General features: G+C 72.1%; 21 protein-coding genes and 1 tRNA gene. 13 read left to right on the top strand and 9 right to left on the bottom strand.

Annotation, left to right across the window (positions count from 1 at the left end):
- Window positions 1-27: 27 nt before the first annotated feature.
- On the top strand, window positions 28-678 hold the full coding sequence (locus tag OHA64_RS41300) for a TetR family transcriptional regulator (protein ID WP_405622304.1): 651 nt from the start codon (window positions 28-30) through the stop codon (window positions 676-678).
- Between the two features lie 45 nt (window positions 679-723).
- Here the strand turns inward: OHA64_RS41300 and OHA64_RS41295 are convergent, their stop codons facing one another.
- Window positions 724-1,443 carry a DinB family protein gene (locus OHA64_RS41295; protein WP_405622303.1) on the bottom strand — a complete coding sequence of 240 codons (720 nt, stop codon included), beginning with the start codon at window positions 1,441-1,443 and terminating at the stop codon, window positions 724-726.
- 217 nt (window positions 1,444-1,660) lie between these two features.
- Here OHA64_RS41295 and OHA64_RS41290 point away from each other — a divergent pair, with 217 nt between their 5' ends.
- Entirely contained in the window at window positions 1,661-2,662 is a 1,002-nt protein-coding gene (locus tag OHA64_RS41290) for a glycoside hydrolase family 43 protein (RefSeq protein ID WP_405624332.1), read from the top strand.
- Between the two features lie 58 nt (window positions 2,663-2,720).
- Here OHA64_RS41290 and OHA64_RS41285 read toward each other — a convergent pair whose 3' ends face one another.
- On the bottom strand, window positions 2,721-3,512 hold the full coding sequence (locus OHA64_RS41285) for a hypothetical protein (protein ID WP_405622302.1): 792 nt from the start codon (window positions 3,510-3,512) through the stop codon (window positions 2,721-2,723).
- 486 nt (window positions 3,513-3,998) lie between these two features.
- Window positions 3,999-4,072 (bottom strand) — tRNA-Pro (locus OHA64_RS41280).
- A gap of 126 nt (window positions 4,073-4,198) precedes the next feature.
- Here OHA64_RS41280 and OHA64_RS41275 point away from each other — a divergent pair.
- Together OHA64_RS41275 and cobF are read left to right on the top strand one after the other, a co-directional pair.
- Complete coding sequence (locus tag OHA64_RS41275; RefSeq protein WP_405622301.1) at window positions 4,199-4,729, top strand: DUF309 domain-containing protein; 531 nt, start codon at window positions 4,199-4,201, stop codon at window positions 4,727-4,729.
- Between the two features lie 199 nt (window positions 4,730-4,928).
- A complete protein-coding gene (cobF, locus tag OHA64_RS41270; protein ID WP_405622300.1) occupies window positions 4,929-5,699 on the top strand; it encodes a precorrin-6A synthase (deacetylating) in 771 nt (256 codons plus the stop codon).
- Window positions 5,700-5,728: 29 nt separating this feature from the next.
- On the opposite strand, the gene OHA64_RS41265 is transcribed toward cobF, so the two are convergent.
- Window positions 5,729-6,475: a cobalt-precorrin-6A reductase gene (locus OHA64_RS41265; protein WP_405622299.1), complete on the bottom strand. Its 747-nt coding sequence runs from the start codon at window positions 6,473-6,475 to the stop codon at window positions 5,729-5,731.
- A gap of 48 nt (window positions 6,476-6,523) precedes the next feature.
- Window positions 6,524-7,297, bottom strand: coding sequence for a sulfite exporter TauE/SafE family protein (locus tag OHA64_RS41260; protein WP_405622298.1), 774 nt, complete (start codon window positions 7,295-7,297; stop codon window positions 6,524-6,526).
- 170 nt (window positions 7,298-7,467) lie between these two features.
- Between OHA64_RS41260 and OHA64_RS41255 the strand changes: the two genes are divergently transcribed.
- The 4 genes from OHA64_RS41255 (at window position 7,468) to OHA64_RS41240 (ending at window position 9,466) form a co-directional block, all read left to right on the top strand.
- Entirely contained in the window at window positions 7,468-8,277 is an 810-nt protein-coding gene (locus OHA64_RS41255; protein ID WP_405622297.1) for an alpha/beta hydrolase, read from the top strand.
- A gap of 65 nt (window positions 8,278-8,342) precedes the next feature.
- Window positions 8,343-8,600 (top strand): WhiB family transcriptional regulator, encoded by a 258-nt coding sequence (locus OHA64_RS41250; RefSeq protein WP_405624331.1) that lies wholly within the window; start codon window positions 8,343-8,345, stop codon window positions 8,598-8,600.
- Complete coding sequence (locus OHA64_RS41245; RefSeq protein ID WP_405622296.1) at window positions 8,597-9,079, top strand: Dps family protein; 483 nt, start codon at window positions 8,597-8,599, stop codon at window positions 9,077-9,079. The genes OHA64_RS41250 and OHA64_RS41245 overlap by 4 nt, the downstream gene beginning before the upstream one ends.
- 54 nt (window positions 9,080-9,133) lie before the next feature.
- Window positions 9,134-9,466, top strand: a complete 333-nt coding sequence (locus OHA64_RS41240; protein ID WP_405622295.1) for a DUF3140 domain-containing protein — start codon at window positions 9,134-9,136, stop codon at window positions 9,464-9,466.
- Window positions 9,467-9,489: 23 nt separating this feature from the next.
- Here the strand turns inward: OHA64_RS41240 and OHA64_RS41235 are convergent, their stop codons facing one another.
- A complete protein-coding gene (locus OHA64_RS41235) occupies window positions 9,490-9,945 on the bottom strand; it encodes a potassium channel family protein (RefSeq protein WP_405622294.1) in 456 nt (151 codons plus the stop codon).
- A gap of 256 nt (window positions 9,946-10,201) precedes the next feature.
- On the opposite strand from OHA64_RS41235, the gene OHA64_RS41230 reads away from it, so the two are divergent.
- The 5 genes from OHA64_RS41230 (at window position 10,202) to OHA64_RS41210 (ending at window position 15,211) form a co-directional block, all read left to right on the top strand.
- Window positions 10,202-11,077, top strand: coding sequence for a hypothetical protein (locus tag OHA64_RS41230; RefSeq protein ID WP_405622293.1), 876 nt, complete (start codon window positions 10,202-10,204; stop codon window positions 11,075-11,077).
- 182 nt (window positions 11,078-11,259) lie between these two features.
- Window positions 11,260-12,072, top strand: coding sequence for an SAM-dependent methyltransferase (locus OHA64_RS41225; protein WP_405622292.1), 813 nt, complete (start codon window positions 11,260-11,262; stop codon window positions 12,070-12,072).
- A gap of 51 nt (window positions 12,073-12,123) precedes the next feature.
- Complete coding sequence (locus OHA64_RS41220; RefSeq protein ID WP_405622291.1) at window positions 12,124-13,524, top strand: glutamine synthetase family protein; 1,401 nt, start codon at window positions 12,124-12,126, stop codon at window positions 13,522-13,524.
- 1 nt (window position 13,525) lies between these two features.
- Entirely contained in the window at window positions 13,526-14,659 is a 1,134-nt protein-coding gene (locus OHA64_RS41215; protein ID WP_405622290.1) for an amidohydrolase family protein, read from the top strand.
- A gap of 24 nt (window positions 14,660-14,683) precedes the next feature.
- The gene (locus OHA64_RS41210) at window positions 14,684-15,211 is read left to right on the top strand and encodes an NUDIX hydrolase family protein (protein ID WP_405624330.1); all 528 of its coding nucleotides are present in this window, start codon (window positions 14,684-14,686) and stop codon (window positions 15,209-15,211) included.
- 38 nt (window positions 15,212-15,249) lie between these two features.
- Here the strand turns inward: OHA64_RS41210 and OHA64_RS41205 are convergent, their stop codons facing one another.
- The 3 genes from OHA64_RS41205 to pdxA are packed head-to-tail and all read right to left on the bottom strand — an operon-like array spanning window position 15,250 to window position 19,106.
- Window positions 15,250-15,933, bottom strand: coding sequence for an SDR family NAD(P)-dependent oxidoreductase (locus OHA64_RS41205; RefSeq protein ID WP_405622289.1), 684 nt, complete (start codon window positions 15,931-15,933; stop codon window positions 15,250-15,252).
- Window positions 15,930-16,739 (bottom strand): DeoR/GlpR family DNA-binding transcription regulator, encoded by an 810-nt coding sequence (locus OHA64_RS41200; protein WP_405622287.1) that lies wholly within the window; start codon window positions 16,737-16,739, stop codon window positions 15,930-15,932. Before OHA64_RS41200 ends, OHA64_RS41205 begins: the two co-directional genes overlap by 4 nt.
- Before the next feature lie 42 nt (window positions 16,740-16,781).
- Window positions 16,782-19,106: a 4-hydroxythreonine-4-phosphate dehydrogenase PdxA gene (gene pdxA, locus OHA64_RS41195; protein ID WP_405622285.1), complete on the bottom strand. Its 2,325-nt coding sequence runs from the start codon at window positions 19,104-19,106 to the stop codon at window positions 16,782-16,784.
- Window positions 19,107-19,133 lie beyond the last annotated feature (27 nt).

The raw sequence follows: 19,133 nt of genomic DNA, 5'->3' as shown, positions 1-19,133 counted from the left end.
ACGTTCACATTTGGAGGTCGTTGTCGCGTGAACGAGCCGACCACGGACCTCGGCCGGGCGGCAGGTCTCGCCTCCCTCCGGCGTACGCCCCAGCAGGCCCGCAGCAGGGCGCGGCTGGCGCGGGTCCTGGAGACCGCCGAACGGGTGCTGGTCGACGAGGGGGTCGAGGCGCTCACCACCACCCGGATCGCGGCTCAGGCGCGGGTGTCGGTGGGGTCGCTGTACCAGTACCTTCCCGACCGGGGCGCGATCATCGAGGCATTGGCGGCCGGCTACTTCGCGAAGCTCGAAGCCGTGATGGACGACCTCGTCCGGGCAGCGGCCGCCGAGCGCTGGCACGACCCGGTCGATGTCCTCGTCGACGCGTACGCCGAGATCTACCGCACCGAACACGGCTTCCGCGCCCTCTGGTTCGGCAGCGGCCTGACCGAGCGGACCCGGGCCGCGGACCGCGAGCACAAGCGCCGGATGGCCGACGGGATCCGCCGGATCCTGCTCGCCCTCGGCCTCGCCACCGACGACGAGGCGCTCGCCCGGGCCTGCCACGCCGCGATCCTCACCGCCGACGCGCTCGCCCAGGAGGCGTTCCGCCGCGACACGGAGGGCGACGCGGCCCTCCTCGACGAGGCGAAGACCATGCTGCGCGGCTATCTGACGGCCGTCGCGGCACGCTACTGAGCGTCTGGCCCCGGCGCCGACCTGCCAGGACGCCGTGCCGGGGGCCTACCCGCCCTTGGTGAAGCGGGCCCGCCACAGGTCGCGGAGCAACGCGATCTCGGCCATGTGATGAATGAATTCGATGTTGGCCCCCGCCAGCACGGAGATGTACGGGTAATCGGCGTCGTTGCTGTACGGGTACTGCGAGAAGCCGACCATGTCGAGCTGCTCGTCGGTGACGGTGGCGACGCTGTCGCGCCAGCGGTCGATGAGCTCCCAGAACCGCTCGAGCGCCAGGGCGGCGGAGGGGGTGAAGTCGACCAGCAGCTTCGGCTCCCGCCGACGTTCGCCGAAGGTCCACTCCCAGGGGCCCGCGAAGTGGAAGTGCAGATGCCCCAGCCGCCACGCGATGGTCGTGACCGGCACGTCGTCGGCCTCCGGCGCAGCGGTACCGGCGAGGATCTGCTCGACCCGCTCGACGCTCACGCTCCAGTCGTCGGCGATCTCGGCGACGGTCATGCCGCCGGCCGCCTGCCGGTCGACCTCGGCGTACTCGTTCGCCGGAATCTGCGAGGCGCCCAGGTCGAGCACCCACTCGCCCGGCCCGAACGCCCTGGGCGTCACCGCCTCGCCCCGGCGCCGGATGGACCAGCAGTCGGGCACCGGTTCCCAGAGGTACTCCTCGTCGCCGAGCCCCGTCAGCCGCGCCTGGGCCATCTCCCTGGCGTGGTCGAACTGGTCGAGCAGCAAGCCCAGACGGTCGGTCCGCGCGCCCTCGGTGTCCATGCCTGGCTCCCCTGCCGCCGCGTCCCGTATCTCCCTGCGCTCAGGCGCAAGTTAACGGCTCACCTCACGGGGCGCGACCGATTTCCTCGCCGAAGGGGAAGAGGCGGTGCGGCAGTTGGGACATGGCCGCCTCGGTCCCCTCCCGGTTGCCGCACCCCGCCGACACAACGTCGACACCACGTCGACGTATTCTTCGACCGTGGCTGAGACCGAAGCGATGCGGCTTCCCGAGATGCCGCTGCACGATCCGTTCATCGTCGCCGACAAGAAGACCCGCACCTATTACCTCTACACGTCCAACGACCCGTCCGTATCGGGCGTGGACGGCACCGGCACGATGGTCTACCGCAGCCACGACCTGCGCGACTGGATGCGTCCCGTGGTGGTCTTCCTGACCGCCGAGCAGAAGGGAATCTGGGCGACCGACGGCGGATGGGCGCCGGAGGTGCACCCATGGGGCGGCAGGTACTACCTGTTCACCACGCTGCACGACCAGGACAAGGTGCTTCCGGTCCCGCCTCCCGGCCAATGGGGCACGCCGTTCCAGCTCTCGAACCACATGCGCGGCACGATCACCGCCGTGTCCGACTCGCTGTTGGGCCCCTTCACCGTCATCGACCCCTCACGCCCGACCCCGCCCGAGAACCTCATGACCCTCGACGGCACGCTCTACGTCGACCCGTCCGGGCAGCCGTGGATGGTGTACGCGCACGAGTGGCTGCAGACCATCGACGGAACCATGGAAGCGATCCGGCTGGCTTCGGACCTGTCGCGGACGATCGGCGATCCGATCTTCCTGTTCAAGGCCTCGGACGCCTTCTGGCTCAACGAGCAGATCCCGGGCGGCGTACCGCATCAGCTCCCGCCCTATGTCACCGACGGCCCGCAGGTGCACCACGCCCCTGACGGCTCCCTGCTCATGCTGTGGTCGACCTACGAGAAGAACGCGGTCGGCCAGGACGGCACCATTGGCGGCGGCTATGTACAGACCTACGCCGTCTCGGCATCCGGCGACATCGCGGGGCCGTGGCAGCAGCACCGGCCGCTGCTCAGACAGGACAGCGGTCACGGCATGTTGTTCCACACCTTCGACGACCAGCTGATGATGGTCGTCCACCGCCCCTTCGACAACGCTCGGGGCAAGCTGTACGACATCCAACTTCTCGGCCACGAACTCCGGGTAGTCCGCCGGCGTACCGACCTCGATGGTGGCGGATGACGCCGCCCGGGCCGGCAAGCCCCTTCCGCACAGACGAGAAGGGCAGCCGCACGAGGACTCAGTCGTCGTTTCTGGAGTTCTCCCTCGGCAGCAACCTCTGGCGAGCCCAGAGGCTCAGCAGTGCCGTTCCGCCGATCAGCAGCGGCACCGGGTCTCCGGCAGGCGGAGCCAGCACATATCCCAGCGCCGTGGCCGTGCACACCGTCAGGGGAATGAACGCCGCCGCACCCTCCATCCCCCATCGCAGCGCGGGCTGTGCGGTACCCAGGGCGCTCGCCCCGCCGGGCGCCCAAGGGCCGACAGCGACCACCAGGAGTCCCGCGGTGACGCAGGCGTCGACCAGCTGACAGGACATCACCTCGGGGCCGTGCGGGCCTGCCGTCGAAAGTCGCAGGGTGTCGCCGATCAGCATCAGGGACAGCCCGGCGATCCCGACCCACAAAGTGGCTCTCTGGTCGTTCATTACGAGACGGCGCAGGGCGAACAGGAAACTGAGGAACACGACTTCCGCGGCCCACAGGACACCGACCATCCCCGTCCCCAGCCGCCAGCCGTCACCAGCCCCCCGCAGCAGTACCCATCCCGTCATGAACACGACCCCGGCCGTGACGGCCCCGTCGAGCACGCGCCGCAGCAACACGTGCCGGCCTGTACCGGCATCGGCCGCGACCACCAGACCGGCCATCCCCAGGCCGACGGTCAGCGTCACTCCGGTGACCGCCACCGAACCCAGCAGCGAAGGCGCGTCCCGTCCCGAAGCCGGAGGCTGAGCCGACAGCACGGCGACCGCTCCCCGGTACACACCTCCGGCTACCGCGGAACCCCCCAACAGCAGCAGACGCGTCCGCACCCGTCCGCTCGTTCCCCTCGCCCGGAGCATCACGGAGGCCGCCAACCCCCAGCATCCGGTGGACGGCCCGAAAGCCGTCATCCGCGCCGTCCCGCTCCCGACCGCCCACAGCCCGCCGAACGTCAGCGCTGTTCCCACGAGACATGCCATACCCACGAGACATGCCACGCCGGCCGCACCCCAAGTCCGTGCCCCTGCCCGATGGCAGCGGCCCGGCCGGCGCCTGAGCACGTCCGGCGACTTCCCCAACACCGACATCGGTGCGCCTTCCGCCCGCGGGGCCTCCCCCACAGCCCCTGAATCCATTCAGGAACCCTAAGGACCTGCGACCGGCCCTGAACGGAACCGTCGGTTCATTCACTCGTACTGCGTAAGAGAGGCGAGAAAGCCGACACTCCGGTTCGCGCCCCGACCGGTCCCCGAGCATGATCAAGGGGCCGTTTCAGATCTCCTCTGAAACGGCCCCTGACCTGCGACTTCGTAAAGTCGGGACGACAGGATTTGAACCTGCGACCCCTTGACCCCCAGTCAAGTGCGCTACCAAGCTGCGCCACGTCCCGGTGCGCCTCCCACGGTGAGCCGTGGGAACGCGCGGACAGAACTTTACCGCACGTCGGGGGCCTCCTCGATGGGGGAGGGCGTGGGGCGGTCGCGGCCGTCGGTGCCCGGCGCGGGACAATCGACGTATGGGCAGTGCATCCGCAGGACGGCAGGTCGGCGCGCGGGACCGGGACGACGAGGGGCGGGCGCGCAATGCCCGGCCCCGGGACGGGCTGGGGCGGCCGCTGCCGTACGGCTCTGACGGGGTCGCCCGGCAGCCCGAGGGCGTGGTCCGGGCCCCGGAGGAGAGCGTCGCGGAGGCGCAGTCGCTGTTGGACGCGGGGAAGCCGTTCCACGCGCACGAGGTGTTCGAGGACGCCTGGAAGTCGGGGCCCGAGGACGAACGCGCGTTGTGGCGGGCCCTCGCCCAGCTCGCCGTGGGGCTCACCCACGCGGCCCGCGGCAACGTGACGGGCGGCGCCCGGCTGCTGCGGCGCGGCGCGGGCGCACTTGCGGAGTGGGCGTCGGCCACCGGGCGCCGCCGACCGTACGACATGGACCTGACAGGGCTGACGGCGTGGGCGCGGGACCTGGCGGAGGCCGTGGAGCGGGACGGCGAGAGCGTGGACGCGCGGGATCGGGCGCCGCGGCTGCGGGGGGCGCGGGGGGTGTCGTAGCCACGGCAGCGCCGTCGCCTGCCCCGGGCTGTGCCCGGGGGCTGTGCGGACGCCACGCCCGGAAGCGGCGTGGACCCGCCCGCATCTGGTCACCCGCCCCGGCACGATCCGTCGAAGAGCGGACCACCCGCCACCGCGCCGCGGGGACCGGCATGGACGCGGTGTCCGCGGTGTCAGTGGGGTGGGGCAGACTCGGGGCGTGCGAAAGATTCATGTCATCGGTATCGGCGCGGGCGACCCCGACCAGCTCACCCTGCAGGCGGTCAAGGCGCTGCGCGGCACGGACGTGTTCTTCGTCCTGGACAAGGGCGAGGTGAAGGCGGACCTCGTGGGGCTGCGCCGGGACATGCTCGACGCACATGTGCCGCAGGGCACGTACCGCGTGGTCGAGGCGCGTGATCCGGAGCGCGACCGGGCCGCGGGCGGAGCCGCGTACTCCCCCGCCGTCGGGGACTGGCGCAGCGCCCGCGCGGAGATCTACGCGCAGCTGATCGCCGAGGAGTTGGGCGAGGACGAGAGCGGCGCGTTCCTGGTGTGGGGCGACCCCGCGCTGTACGACAGCACGATCGGGATCCTGGACGAGATCCTCGACCGGGGCACGGTGGACTTCGCGTACGACGTCGTGCCCGGGATCAGCAGCGTCTCGGCGCTGGTCGCCCGGCACCGCACCGGACTGAACCGGGTCGCCCGGCCCGTGCAGATCACCACCGGCCGACGGCTCGCCGAGGGTTTCCCCGAGGGCGTCGACGACGTGGTCGTGATGCTCGACGCCCACCAGGCCTTCCTCCGGTACGCCGACCAGGACATCGACATCTACTGGGGCGCCTACATAGGCACGCCGGACGAGATCCTCGCCGCCGGCCCGATCGCCGAGGCCGCTCCCCGTATCGAGCGACTGCGCGCGGAGGCCCGGGAGCGCAAGGGCTGGATCATGGACACGTATCTGTTGCGCAGGCGTCCCCGGGGCTGACTCCCGGTCCGGCGCCGGCCGGGCCTCGGTCAAGGCCGGTCGAGGCCCAGCCACCCCAGGACCCCCGCCACGTCGGGCACGGTGGTCACGGCTTCCGGCAGGGGCGGGCGCTGTACGACCACGACCGGCAGGCACAGTTCGCGTGCGGCCGTGAGCTTGGCGGCCGTGGCCCCTCCCCCGCTGTCCTTGGTGACGAGGACGTCGATGCGGTGGTCGCACAGCAGGGCCGTCTCGTCGGCCACCGTGAACGGTCCACGGGCCAGGAGCACTTCGGTGCGCGGCGGCATCGGCGGCCGGGGCAGTTCCACCGACCGTACGACGAAATGCAGGTCCGCGAGGTGGGCGAAGGCGGCCAGGCCCAGACGTCCGGTGGTCAGGAACACGCGTCGGCCGAGTCGGGGCAGCAGGTCCGCAGCGACGGCCAGGGAGGTGACCGGGTGCCAGCGGTCCTCGGGGCCGGGGTGCCAGCCGGGCCGGCGCAGCACCAGCGCCGGGACACCGGTCGCCGCGGCGGCCCGAGCCGCGTTCGCCGTGATCGACTCGGCGAAGGGGTGGGTGGCGTCGACGAGGGCGTCCACGCGTTGCTCGCGCAGCCAGTCGGCCAGCCCGTCCGCTCCGCCGAAGCCCCCGATCCTGACCTCGCCCGTGATCGCCCCCGGACGTGCCACGCGCCCGGCCAGCGAGGTCGTGACACGGACATCGCGACGCGTCACCAGCGCGGCGGCCAGCTCACGGGCCTCGGCGGTGCCACCGAGGATGAGGACGTGCGTGGACATGGCGAGAGCCTACGAGGTCCTGGACGCGGGGCCTCTGTCGGACAGGTCCTAGCGGAGCAGCAGTTGCAGGCCGCCCAGGATCGTCGCCGCGATCACCAGTTGCTCGAACAAGCGCTGGTTGATCCTGTTCACGGCCCACTTGCCGATGAACGCCCCGGGCACGACGAACACGGCGAGCGCCGCGTCGAGGAGCAGCGAGTGGCCGTCGATCAGTCCGAGGCCGACGCTGAAGGGCACTTTGGACACGTTGACGATCAGGAAGAAGAAGGCGGAGGTCCCGAGGAAGCCGAGCTTGCGGAAGCCCGCAGAAAGGAGATACATCGACATCACCGGGCCGCCGGCGTTGGCGACCATCGTGGTGAAGCCGCCGAGGACGCCGTACGAGCGGGCCTTGACGCGGCCCGCCCGGTTGGCCACGGTGTCCGGCTCCTCCTGCGCGTCGGCCGTGCGACGGCGCCACACCGTCACCCCGGCCATCAGCAGCAGGATCGCGCCGATCGACGTGCGGACGATCCCGTCGTCCGCCCACATCAGGAACAGCGTGCCGGCGACCACACCAACGGCGACCGCCGGGAACAGACGCCACAGCGTGGGCCAGTGGGCGTGCCTGCGGTAGGTGAGCACCGCGAGCACATCGCCGGCGATCAACACCGGCAGCAGGACGCCGGTGGAAGCGCGGGCGGGCAGGACGGCCGCGAAGACCGCCAGGCTGACGGTGTTGGCCCCGCTGACGGCGGTCTTGGAGAAACCGACGAGCAGGGCGGCGAAGGCGAGGGCGGCGAACTCCCAGCCGGTGATGTGCCAGAGGGTCATCGTGTTCATGCGAACACCGATGCTATGTGCAAGGAACCGAGGCCCGTAAGGAGCGTCTCGCCAGGTGGCCTGTGGGTGTGGGCGCCGCTCCCGCATCCGGTGCGGCAGCGTCGTATGGACCCGTCCGCCGGCCCCTGGGAAGATCCCGAGGAGCCGCACCGACCCCCTTCGGAGGAGACATGACCGACTCCCGCGAGCACGTCCTGCCGGGGACCCGGGGCGCGATCAGCGCACGGGAGTGGCCGGCCGAGCGACCCCGGTACGTCGCGCTCCTCGTCCACGGGTACGGCGAGCACATCGGCCGGTACGAGGAGCTCGCCGAGGTCCTCGTGAGGCACGGAGCGGCCGTGTTCGGCCCGGACCACGTCGGTCACGGAGGGTCGGCGGGCGAGCGCGTACTGATCGAGGACTTCGAGGACGTGGTCACCGACGTGCACACCGTGGCCGGGTCGGCCCGGAGTGCGTATCCCGACGTACCGGTGGTGATGGTCGGGCATTCCATGGGCGGCCTGATCGCGGCCCGCTACGCGCAGCGCCACGGCGACACGCTCACCGCGCTGGTGCTGTCCGGGCCGGTGATCGGCGCGTGGGAGCTGCCGGGGCGGCTGCTGGCCCTGGACGAGATCCCCGACACCCCGATCAGCCCGGCCGCGCTCTCCCGTGATCCGGCGGTGGGCGCGGCCTACGCGGCGGATCCGCTGGTGTGGCACGGACCGATGAAACGGCCGACGCTGGAGGCGTTCGCGCGGACCCTGGAGACCGCCTCCAAGGCCGGTGACGTGGGACGGCTGCCGCTGCTGTGGCTGCACGGCGAGGAGGACCGCCTCGTGCCGCTGGCCGGCAGCCGGGTCGGCGTCGAGTCGCTGAGCGGCGGCCGGCTGACCGAGCGGCTCCGCCCGGGCGCCCGGCACGAGGTGTTCCACGAGACGGACCGGGAGACGGTCTTCGCGGACGTGACTCGCTTCGTGGACGAGGTGCTCACGAGCTGAGACAGCACCCGCGAGGCGTCGCCGCGAGGTGTTTGCACCGGTTCGCGGTGGGCACCCGCGCTGCCATGGAGTGGTTGCGCAGCGCTGCCTGCGTGGGAGAGGACCCCGAGTTGTTCTTTCCCGTGGGCACGACCGGACCTGCGCTGCGAGACATCGCGGCCGCGAAGCGGGTCTGCGCCCGCTGCCCGGTGATCCCCGAGTGTCTGGCGTTCGCGCTGGACTGCGGGCAGACCTCGGGCGTGTGGGGCGGGACCTGCGAGGAGGAACGGGACGCGCTGCTCCGTTCGGCCGGAGACGACGCCAGAAGGGGAAGCACCGTATGACTGTCGTGAAGAGCACGATTCCCGATTCCGCCCGGCAGGTGGTCGGGGACGCGCTGCAGAGCACTCTGGTGGACCTTGTCGGGCTGTCCCTGATCGGGAAGCAGGCCCACTGGAACCTCGTGGGACCGCGCTTCAGGTCGATCCACCTGCAGCTCGACGAAGTGGTGACGGCCGCGCGCGAGTTCTCCGACACCGTGGCGGAGCGAGCGGCGGCGCTCGGGCTGCCGCCGGACGGCCGGCCCGAGACCATCGCGTCGGCGTTCACCCTGCCGAGCCCGAAGGACGGCTGGGTACGGGACACCGACGTCGTCCAGGTGATGGTCGAGGCCCTGGAGGCGGCCATCGGGCGACTGCGCGAGCGCATCGAGGCGACCGACAAGGCCGACCCGGTCTCCCAGGACCTGCTGATCACCATCACCGCCGAGCTGGAGAAGCAGCGCTGGATGTTCGACGCGGAGAACTGGCCCAGGAACGACTGACCGGCCGCCCGGTCCCACCCCCGGTCCGAACTCGTAGCACAGAAGAGGCACTTGATGACCGACGCCCTCGAAATGGACGCGCTGTGGGAGGGCTTCCACCGCGCGGTGAACATGACCTCGCAGGAACTGGCCGCCTGGCTGCGGGTGCGTGACGCCGACGAGAGCACGGAGCCGCTGCCAGAACACGCGGGCACGCCCACGGGGCAGCACGTTCTGGAGATCCTCCAGAAGCGGCGCACGGATCTCACCGACGACGACGTCCGCGTGATGTACGACGTCGTGGACACCGTCGCCGAGCAGAGTGGCGTGGAGAACGAGCCCGAGGCCGAGGAGACGCGCCGCCGGCATCTCCTGATGACGATCGGCCACGATCCGCTCAGGTCGTGACGTGAGCCCGAGCTGACGCCGCCTCAGTCGTCCTTCGGCCGACCCGCGAGCAGCCGTTCGATACGGTCGAAGCGCTCGTGCAGGGCGTGGAGGTCCGTACCGACCTCGTGGGCGATCCGGCCGCGCCGCTTGCCCTCCCTGCCCACGAACCAGGTGGCCAGGGCCGCGGTGACTATGCCGTACGTGGTGATGCCGACGACCATCATCACCCCGCCGACGATCCGGCCCCACAGGGTCACCGGGTAGAAGTCGCCGTATCCGACGGTGGTCGCGGTTTCGACCGACCACCAGATGGCTCTCGGATAGGTCGTCAGATTGGCGCTCTTCGTGCCCTGTTCGGCGGCGATCACGGCCCATGAGCCGATGAGCATCACGACCACGAGGACGATCAGCGCGCCGCCTGCCGCCCTCAGATGGAGGGAGCGGCCCTCGCGGTCGAACAGCGCCTCGACCGCCCTGGTGAGGAATCCGGGCAGCATGACCGCTCCTTGGGGTCCGGGGGCCGGGTGCGGACGATGTCGTCTGTGGACGGTGCGCGTGCGGACAGTGTCGTGTGCGGCCGCAGCCGTATGTAGGACAGTCTCGTAGCGGGGGCGCGGTCGGGCATGCCGGGCGGGGCGTTCGAGTCGCCGCCGTCCATGGCGGTCCGCTCACCCGAACAGGCCCGTGCGCTGGTGTGCCACGAGGGCCGGTGGTCCGCTGGGGGCATCTGTCGATGTCTGGAGGCGTCCCGTCATGACCGCTCGTCCGTCCCGCGCCCATCGCCGCACCGTCACGGGAGGTGCCCCCGCCGTCCGGTTCCTCGCGTCGGCCCTGGCGGCGGGTGTGCTGCTGACCGCGTCGGCCTGCTCGGACGGCGACAGTGGTGGGCAGGGATCGGGTGCCGCCGAGTCGCCCGTCGCGGACGCGTCGCGGGCCGCCTCCCCCCTCGCCGCGACGTCACCCCCCGCCTCCGGAGCCCGTCTCACCGACGCCGGAGCACGGGCCGCGCTGATCACCGAGGCCGACATCGAGGACGACTGGACGAAGGTCGCCGACGCCGCGTCCTGGCGCGACAAACTGCTGGCCGGCAAGGTGGACGTCGCCGACTTCCTCACCGCCAAGGCCGACGCCGCGGACTGCCAGAAGCTGCTCGACTCGCTCTACGACGAGGATCTGCTGGGCAAGCCGTCGGGCGCATCCGCGCTGACCGGCTTCAAGGAGGGCGACTCCCGGCTGCTCTACCAGGTCGCCGCCTACGACCGGGCCGCCCTGGACGACTCCCTGGACTGGCTGAAGTCCCTGCCGACGGAGTGCGACGAGTTCACCGCGACCGACTCGGCGGGCGACAAGCGCACGGTCCAGGTGACGGAGACCCCGGTGCCGAAGGAGGGCGACGCCCGGCAGGGACTGCAGGTGGTCGTGCAGGGCACCGCGGACGACGTGCCCACCACGCTCACCCTGGACGTCGCCGTCGTACGCGTCGGCAGCGACGCGATCACCGTGACCGGCGGCGGACCCGACGGCGGCAAGGACGACTCCGTCGAGCGGGCGGTCCAGCAGGGCACCCCGCGTCTGACGGACGTGCTGGCCGGCCGGACACCGGCCCCGGACCCGTATGAGATCGACTGACCGCCCGTCGACTGACCGTCTCCCGCACCTCGCCCGGCCGTCGCCTTCGTCTCCCTCCCCTCCCACGACCGCCTCTCACCGCCTTCCGCGACCTCCCACCGCTCCGGCCGTTCCTGGGACAGAGCTGATCATCGGACGGCACAATGACGGCGACGGCGGCAGGCGCGAGAAGGAGCACGGACGTGAGCGACAGCCACACACCCACAGACACGTCGGCGAGGCTGAACACCGGTGTGGCGCACAACGCGCGCGTCTGGAACTACTGGATCGGCGGCAAGGACAACTACGAGGTCGACCAGCAGGTCGGGGCCCACGTGGCCGGAATGTTCCCGATCATCCGGGAGATCGCCCGCGCCGACCGCTGGTTCTTGGGCCGCGCGGTGCGGTTTCTCGCCGAGGAACAGGGCATACGGCAGTTCCTCGACATCGGCACCGGGCTGCCGACGGTCGACAACACCCATCAGATCGCCCAGCGGATCGCCCCGGAATCGCGGATCGTCTACGTCGACAACGACCCGATCGTGCTGGTCCACGCCCGCACCCTGCTCACCAGCACCGCCGCCGGCGTCACCGACTACATCGACGCCGATGTGCACGACCCGGACGCCATCCTCGAACGCGCCGCGCGGACCCTGGACTTCGACAAGCCGGTCGCCGTGATGATGCTGGGCATTCTCAACTTCGTCCTGGACGCCGAGGAGGCCCGGGACATCGCCCGCCGGGTGATGGCGGCGATGCCGGCCGGCAGCCACCTGGCCCTCACCCACCCCACCTTCGACGCGGATCTCGGCGGCGAGGGCCAGATCCCGGCGATGAAGTTCTGGAACGAGAACGCCACACCGCCGATCACCGCCCGCAGCCGCGCGGACATCGCCGCCTTCTTCGAGGGCCTGGAGCTGCTGGAGCCGGGACTGGTGTCGTGTTCGCAGTGGCGTGCCGAGCCCGACTCCCCCGTCGTGGTACCGCAGTTCGGCGCGGTGGCCGTGAAACCCTGACGCAGGCGCCGACCCGGCCACGGGTCCGGCCGGGCTCGTCGAGGAGGACATATGACCACGCTTGCCGACCCCGTCCCCGGCGGACGTCCCGGGGACGTCGAACGGGCCGCGGCGCTCGCCGGGGAGCTCTCCGGGCGGGGCGTGCACGGCATCGTCCTCGCCTACGTCGACACCGCGGGCGTCACCCGGGTGAAGACCGTCCCGACGGCCCGGCTCGCCACCGCGGCGGCCTGGGGTGTCGGCATGTCCCCGGTGTTCGACACCTTCCTGGCGAACGACTCGATCGTCACCACGGACGTGCTGGGTTCGCCGGACGGCGATCTGCGGCTGTATCCCGACCTGGACCACCTGGTGATGCTGGTCGGGCAGCCGGGCTGGGCGTGGGCGCCCGTCGACCGGATCACCCAGGAGGGCGAGCCTCATCCGGGGTGCGGCCGGACCGTCCTGCGCCGGATCGTCCGGGAGGCGGCCGAACAGCACGGCCTCACCTTCCGGGCAGGCATCGAGGTCGAGTGGGCCGTGGGCCAGGGGCCGGCCGGCGGTGACTTCGTGCCGGCGACGACGGGACCGGCGTACAGCGCCACCCGGCAGGTCGAGCTCAGCGACTACACCGCCGACCTGCTGGCCGCGTTCGCCGAGCAGGGCGTAGAGGTCGAGCAGCTCCATCCCGAGTACGCGGCCGGGCAGTTCGAGGTGTCCGTGGGCGCGCTCGATCCGGTGGCGGCGGCCGACCGGAGCGTGCTGGTGCGGCAGACCGTCCGCGCGGTGGCGGCCCGGCACGGCCTCGCCGTCTCCTTCTCCCCGGCGGTCTTCGCCCAGGGTGTCGGCAACGGCGGCCACGTCCACCTGTCCGCCTGGCGTGACGGCGTCAACCTGCACTCCTCGGGCCCGGGGCGGCACGGCATGACGGAGGAGGCCGAGTCGTTCACGGCGGGAGTCCTAGCCCATCTGCCCGCGCTCACCGCGGTGACGGCGCCGAGCCCGGCGAGCTACCTCCGGCTCAAACCGTCGCAGTGGGCCGGGGTGTTCACCGCCTGGGGCCGCGAGACCCGGGAGGCGGCGGTACGGGTGATCACCGGGATGTCGGGCGTACGCGACCAGGCCGCGAACCTGGAGGTGAAGCCGGTCGACCTGGCCGCCAATCCGTATCTCGCGCTCGCCTGTCTGATCGCCGTCGGCCTGGACGGGGTGACGTCCTCGGCCCCGCTGCCCGAGGAGATCACCGGGGACCCGGCCCGGTTCGACGCCGAGGAGGCCGCGGCCCGCGGTGTGCGCCGACTGCCGACCTCGCTGGACGAGGCGGTCGAGGAGTTCCGCGAGGACGCCCGGCTGCGGGACGCGCTGGGCCCGGTCCTCGCCGACGCGGTGACCGCCGTACGTCTCGGGGAGATCGCCGCCGTCCACGGGCTGGACGACCAGCGGGTGGCCGCGGCGTACCGGTGGACGTACTGACGTGCGCGCGGGGCCCGTCCACGAGAGGCTCGCCACCGTGCGGCTGGTTGACCACCACTGCCACGGAGTGGCGACGGACGACCTGGACCGCCGGGCCTTCGAGTCGCTGCTCACCGAGGGCGAGCCCTGGCCGGGAATCTCGCCCTTCGACAGGCCGGCCGGGGTGGCCGTGCGCCGCCACTGCGCTCCCCTCCTCGACCTGCCGCGCCACGCCCCCGCCGACGTGTACCTCGCCCGCCGGGCCGAACTCGGCGCCCCCGAGGTGAACCGCCGCTTCCTGGCCGCCGCGGGCACCGGCGTGTTCTGCGTGGACACCGGCTACACGCCGGTCCCCCTCAGCACACCACAGCAGGTGGCGCGGGCCGCCGACGCCACCGCGTACGAGGTGGTACGGCTGGAGAGCGTCGCCGAGACGGTGGCCGCCGACGGAGTCGAACCGGACGCGTACGCCGACACGTTCCGCGCGGCGGCGGAGCGGGCCGTGCGAGAGCCGGGGGTGGTGGCGGTGAAGTCGGTCGCCGCCTATCGCACCGGCTTCGACCTGGATCCCGTACGGCCCCCGGCCCCGGCGGTCACCGAGGCGGCCCGGCGCTGGCTCGCCGCGGGGGGCCGACTGGCCGATCCGGTTCTCGTACGGCATCTGCTGTGGACCGCCGTGGACCTGGGGCTGCCGCTCCAGCTGCACACCGGGTTCGGCGACGCCGACATCCGGCTGCACCGGGTGGATCCCACCCACCTGACGGACTGGCTGCACCTGACCGCCGGAACGATCCCCGTGCTGCTGCTGCACTGCTGGCCGTACCAGCGGCAGGCCGCCTATCTGTCGGCGGTGTTCGAGCAGGTGTACCTCGACGTGGGTCTCACGCTGCACCATGTCGGCCCCGCCCGGGCCTCTGCGATCCTGGCGGAGGCGCTGGAGATCACCCCGTTCCGCAAACTGCTGTACAGCTCCGACGCCTACGGTGTGGCCGAGTTCTACCACCTCGGCGCGCTGGCCTTCCGACAGGGCCTCGCCGGTCTGCTCCAGGACCGGGTGGACGCCGACGAGCTGAGCCTGCCGGACGCGCTGCGGATCGCCGTATGGGCGTCGGGTGACAACGCTCACCAGGTCTACCGTTTTCCCGCCACCTCCTGAAAGTATGATCAAGCAATGTCTGACATGACCGATACCACGCCCGGCTGGCTGAGTTCCGACGAGCTCGAGATGGCGCGCGCCCGCATGCCGATCCTGTATGTCGAGGCGGTGCCCGTGCGCGTCGACGACAGCGGCGAAGTCACCAGCATCGGAGTGCTGCTCCGCATCGGTCCGGACGGGACGGTCAGCCGGACCCTGGTCTCCGGTCGGGTGATGCACCACGAGCGCGTCCGGGACGCCCTGCTGCGCCACCTGGAGAAGGACCTCGGCCCGGTCGCCCTCCCGCACGTGCCGACCTCCCTGCAGCCCTTTACGGTGGCCGAGTACTTCCCGACCCACGGCGTCACGCCGTACCACGACCCGCGCCAGCACGCGGTGTCGCTGGCCTACGTGGTCCCGGTCACCGGCGACTGCCGCCCCCGGCAGGACGCCCTGGACCTGGTCTGGTTCAGCCCGCAGGAGGCCCTGTCCCCCGCGGTGCAGAGCGAGATGCCGGGCGGCCACGGGGTGCTGCTGAAGCAGGCGCTGGCGCATGTGGGCTGCGTGGACTGAGTCTGAGGAGTCTGACGACGCGAGCGCCGTTCAGGCCGTCACAGCGAGGCCCCGGCGCACTGGACGAGCTGCTGGCCGGTGATCGCGCCGCCGTCCGGCCCGAGGAGGAACGCGGTCAGGCCGGCGACCTCGTCCGGGGAGACGAACCGGCCGAGGGGCGGATGCGCCGGAGGCGTGCGGGCGCGGCCGGGGTCGGAGAGCATCGGCGTGTCCGTCGGGCCGGGGGCGATCACGTTGACGGTGATGCCGCGGCCGGCCAGCTCGGCGGCCCAGGAGCGCGCGAGCGCGGGCAGCGCGGCCTTGGTCGCGGCGTACTGGCTCTTGCCGGGCACGCCGGCCGCGGTGCGGCTGCCGACGAGGACCACGCGGGCCCCGTCGGGCAGCCGGTCGGCGAGGGTGTCGACAAGGATCGTGCCGGCCTGGACGTGCACCCGCCACATCAACTCGCCGTCGTCGGCGGACAGTTCGCCCAGCGGTGCCGAGCGCTGGAGCCCGGCGGCGTGCACGACCGCGTCGGGGGCGGGTACGCCGTCGAGGATCCGGACCAGCTCGGTGGGCTCGGTCAGATCCGCCGGGAGCCAGGTCAGCCCCGGCGCGGGCACCGGACGGCGACGGCTGATCCCGGTGACCTGCCAGCCCTCGCGCAGCAGGCGAGCACCGATCGCCTTGCCGATCCCCGAGCTGACGCCGGTGACCAGGGCGCGCCGCGTCGTGGAGGTCATGAGGACGCCGTGTGCTCCGGCTCGGTGGACGGCGCCACCTCGGTCAGTACCACCTCGACGCCGCGTCCGCGCAACTCGGCCACGATCGACGGGTCGGCGCCGTCGTCGGTGACGAGGGTCCAGCCGGCCGGGAGCTTCGCCCAGGCGTGGAAGGGGCGGCGGCCGAGCTTCGCCGCGTGCGCGAGGACGTAGACGTGGTCGGCGCGGCGGGCCATCAGTTCCTTCAGCCGCGTCTGGCGCAGGTCGGCCTCGCAGATGCCGTGCTCGGGCGAGATGCCGTCGGTGCCGAGGAAGACCCGGTCGAAGGTCATCCGTTCCAGTGCGGCCTCGGTCAGCGGACCGACGAAGCCCTGGCTCAGGGGTCGCAGAGTGCCGCCGAGACACTCGACGTGCACCGTCTCGACGTCGGAGAGTTCCTGCAGGGCGGTCAGCCCCGTGGTCGCGACCGTCAGTTCCTTCGCCGAGCGCAGTTCGTGGGCGAGGGCGCCCACGGTCGATCCGGCGTCCAGCAGCACGGTCTCACCGGCACGCACTTCGGCGGCGGCCCGGCGGGCGATGGCGCGCTTCGCCTCGAACGCCTCGCCCGTACGCTGCCTGAGCGACGCCTCAGGGTGGGCGGTCAGCGCCATGGCGCCGCCGTAGGTCCGGGCCAGGCGGCCGTCGGCGGTCAGCCTGGCGAGGTCCCGGCGGATCGTGGAGGCCGTGACGCCGAAGCGCTGCGACAGCTCCTCGACGCTGGTGAGGCCGGTCGTGGTGGCCACGTGCAGGATCCGTTCACGCCGGGCCTTGGATCCGAGGGGAGACATCTGTCGTGGAGTCCTTTTCTGCGCGGACTGCGAGTGGCGGTCTCAGCGGACCGGTACGGACGACATCTCGGCTGCCTGGCGCACGGCCTCGACCATGCTACCGGCCTCGGCCACGCCCTTGCCCGCGATGTCGAAGGCCGTTCCGTGGTCCACCGAGGTGCGGATGACGGGCAGTCCCACGGTCAGGTTGACACCCGCCTCGATGCCCAGCACCTTCACCGGGCCGTGCCCCTGGTCGTGGTACATCGCGACGATCAGGTCGTAGTCGCCGCGCCCGGCGAGGAAGAAGGCCGTGTCGGCCGGGAGGGGACCGCGGGCGTCGATGCCGTCCGCGCGCAGCACCTCGAGAGCGGGGACGATCTTCTCCTCCTCCTCGCCGTAGCCGAACAGTCCGTTCTCGCCCGCGTGCGGGTTGATGCCGCAGACGCCGATGACGGGCTTCACGACACCGGCCCGGACCATCGCCTCATGGCCGCGGCGCACCGTGCGCTCGACCAGGCCCGGCTCGATGCGGTGTACGGCGTCGATCAGGCCGATGTGGGTGGTGACGTGAATGACCTTCACCTTGGGTGTGGACAGCATCATCGACACCTCGTCCACGCCGGTGAGGTGGGCCAGCAACTCGGTGTGGCCCGGGTAGAGATGCCCGGCCGAGTGCAGGGCCTCCTTGTTGAGCGGTGCGGTGCAGATGCCGTGCACGGCGCCCTTCAGCGCAAGGTCCGCGGCCACCCGTACGTACTGGTAGGCGGCCTCGCCGGCGAGGGCGGACAACCGGCCCCAGGGCAGGTCGGCGGGCAGCAGGTCCAGGTCCACGACGTTGACCCGGCCCGGCGGGAACTCGGCCTCGCCCGGGGCGGTCACGGAGACGATGTCGCAGTCGACACCCTGGATCGCGGCGGCCTGCCGCAGCCGTTCGGCGTCACCGATGACGACGGGACGGCAGCGGGCGAGGGTGTCCGGGTGCAGCAGCGCCGGGACGATCACCTCGGGGCCGATGCCCGCGCCGTCCCCCATGGTCACCGCGATGAGCGGCAGCGAACGGTGGGCGTCGGCGGTCGGGGTCGCGTTCAACGGGAGGTCTCCTTGCGGTGGGGGGTGAGGGAGGTCCGGCCGGAGCGCCGTGGCGATCCGCAGCAGGGAGTCGGTGTCGCCGAAGCTGCCGGGCCGGGTGACGACATGGCGTCCGTCGGGTGTGAGTGCGTGGACGGCGCCGTGGTGTATCTGGCCGAGGGGCGCCAGGTGCGGAACACCGAGCGCGTCGAGGACGCGGCGGGCGGTCTCACCGCCCGTCAGGACGAGGTCGGACTCGCCCGCGCGGTCGGCGGCGAGGCGGGCGAGTCCGGACACCAGGCGGCGGGCCGAACCGGGCCGGATGCCCGGGCCGCTGTCGATGCTGAGGACGGTGACACCGTCCGACACGTTGTCAAACGGACCCGGTGCGGCCGGAGTTGACAGGGCGTCGGAGGCCAGGGTGTCGGAGGCCAGGGTGTCGGGGTGCAGGTTTACATGGCGTGCACCGAGCTCCGTGAGTTGCGCGATCTGCGCAGGTGCGGAGGGATCGGCGGTGCCGACGACCACCAGGAGGGGCCGTTGCCGGAGTCGCCCGGCCGGAGCCGGAGGCCCTTGTCCCGCCGTGGTCGGTGCCCAAACCCCCTCGGTACGCCTCAGCGCGCGGCCGACCGACGCGGCGAGGCCGCTCGTGCCCATCAGGCGGACACCGGGCCCGCACGCGAGCGCCGCCCGGGCGATCAGGTCCAGGTCGGTGTCCGTCTCGGCGTCGCACACCGGAAGGTGTCCGGCCGCGATCGCCGCGCGCAGTGCGGCGGGCAGCGCGTCGCCCCGTACCGCCTCCAGCGGGACGAGGGTCGTACGGGCGTCCCCGAGCGCGGCGGAGATCGACGGCGGGGGTGCGTCGCTCTCCGCCCGCCAGGCGTCCGTGGTGTGCAGGGGGACGCCGTCGAGATGGACGACACCGCCGCGGACCGTGCGGCCCATGGCGGGCAGGGCGGTGGCGACGACGACGCCCTCGGCGCCGTCGGCGCAGGCGGCCGTCTCGGCGGCGAGGTTGCCTCGCAGCAGCGAGTCGGCCTTCTTCAGCACCAGAACGTCCGAGGGCACGGCTCGCAGGGCCTCGCGTACCCGGCGGGCCGCCTCGGCCGCGGGCAGGCACCGGCAGTCGAGGTCGACGACGACGGCCTCGCCGTCCGGCTGCCGGTCCGAAGAGGCCGGACCGAGCACGATCCGGCCCGTCACACCGAGCGCCACCGCGGTCTCCGCCGCCCCGGACAGGTCGTCGGCGAGGGCGAGGACACCTCGCGGCGGCCGCTCACCGCGGACGGCGCAGGGCGCGGGCTCGGGGAAAGACACGTCATCCTCCTGGACCCTTGGTGGACC

The organism is Streptomyces sp. NBC_00076 (genome assembly GCF_045041235.1).
Taxonomy (GTDB): domain Bacteria; phylum Actinomycetota; class Actinomycetes; order Streptomycetales; family Streptomycetaceae; genus Streptomyces.
Note: the sequence above shows the minus strand (reverse complement) of the source record. Positions and strands in the feature narration are given on the sequence as shown.

Excerpts from the sequence above, each read along its gene's own strand:
- OHA64_RS41240 (WP_405622295.1), top strand. The coding sequence starts at position 9,134 with ATGACCGACGCCCTCGAAATGGACGCGCTGTGGGAGGGCTTCCACCGC.
- OHA64_RS41245 (WP_405622296.1), top strand. The coding sequence starts at position 8,597 with ATGACTGTCGTGAAGAGCACGATTCCCGATTCCGCCCGGCAGGTGGTC.
- OHA64_RS41230 (WP_405622293.1), top strand. The coding sequence starts at position 10,202 with ATGACCGCTCGTCCGTCCCGCGCCCATCGCCGCACCGTCACGGGAGGT.
- OHA64_RS41275 (WP_405622301.1), top strand. The coding sequence starts at position 4,199 with ATGGGCAGTGCATCCGCAGGACGGCAGGTCGGCGCGCGGGACCGGGAC.
- OHA64_RS41200 (WP_405622287.1), bottom strand. The coding sequence starts at position 16,739 with ATGTCTCCCCTCGGATCCAAGGCCCGGCGTGAACGGATCCTGCACGTG.
- OHA64_RS41260 (WP_405622298.1), bottom strand. The coding sequence starts at position 7,297 with ATGAACACGATGACCCTCTGGCACATCACCGGCTGGGAGTTCGCCGCC.
- OHA64_RS41210 (WP_405624330.1), top strand. The coding sequence starts at position 14,684 with ATGACCGATACCACGCCCGGCTGGCTGAGTTCCGACGAGCTCGAGATG.
- OHA64_RS41205 (WP_405622289.1), bottom strand. The coding sequence starts at position 15,933 with ATGACCTCCACGACGCGGCGCGCCCTGGTCACCGGCGTCAGCTCGGGG.
- OHA64_RS41235 (WP_405622294.1), bottom strand. The coding sequence starts at position 9,945 with ATGCTGCCCGGATTCCTCACCAGGGCGGTCGAGGCGCTGTTCGACCGC.
- OHA64_RS41295 (WP_405622303.1), bottom strand. The coding sequence starts at position 1,443 with ATGGACACCGAGGGCGCGCGGACCGACCGTCTGGGCTTGCTGCTCGAC.
- OHA64_RS41265 (WP_405622299.1), bottom strand. The coding sequence starts at position 6,475 with ATGTCCACGCACGTCCTCATCCTCGGTGGCACCGCCGAGGCCCGTGAG.
- OHA64_RS41250 (WP_405624331.1), top strand. The coding sequence starts at position 8,343 with ATGGAGTGGTTGCGCAGCGCTGCCTGCGTGGGAGAGGACCCCGAGTTG.
- OHA64_RS41220 (WP_405622291.1), top strand. The coding sequence starts at position 12,124 with ATGACCACGCTTGCCGACCCCGTCCCCGGCGGACGTCCCGGGGACGTC.
- OHA64_RS41255 (WP_405622297.1), top strand. The coding sequence starts at position 7,468 with ATGACCGACTCCCGCGAGCACGTCCTGCCGGGGACCCGGGGCGCGATC.
- OHA64_RS41290 (WP_405624332.1), top strand. The coding sequence starts at position 1,661 with ATGCGGCTTCCCGAGATGCCGCTGCACGATCCGTTCATCGTCGCCGAC.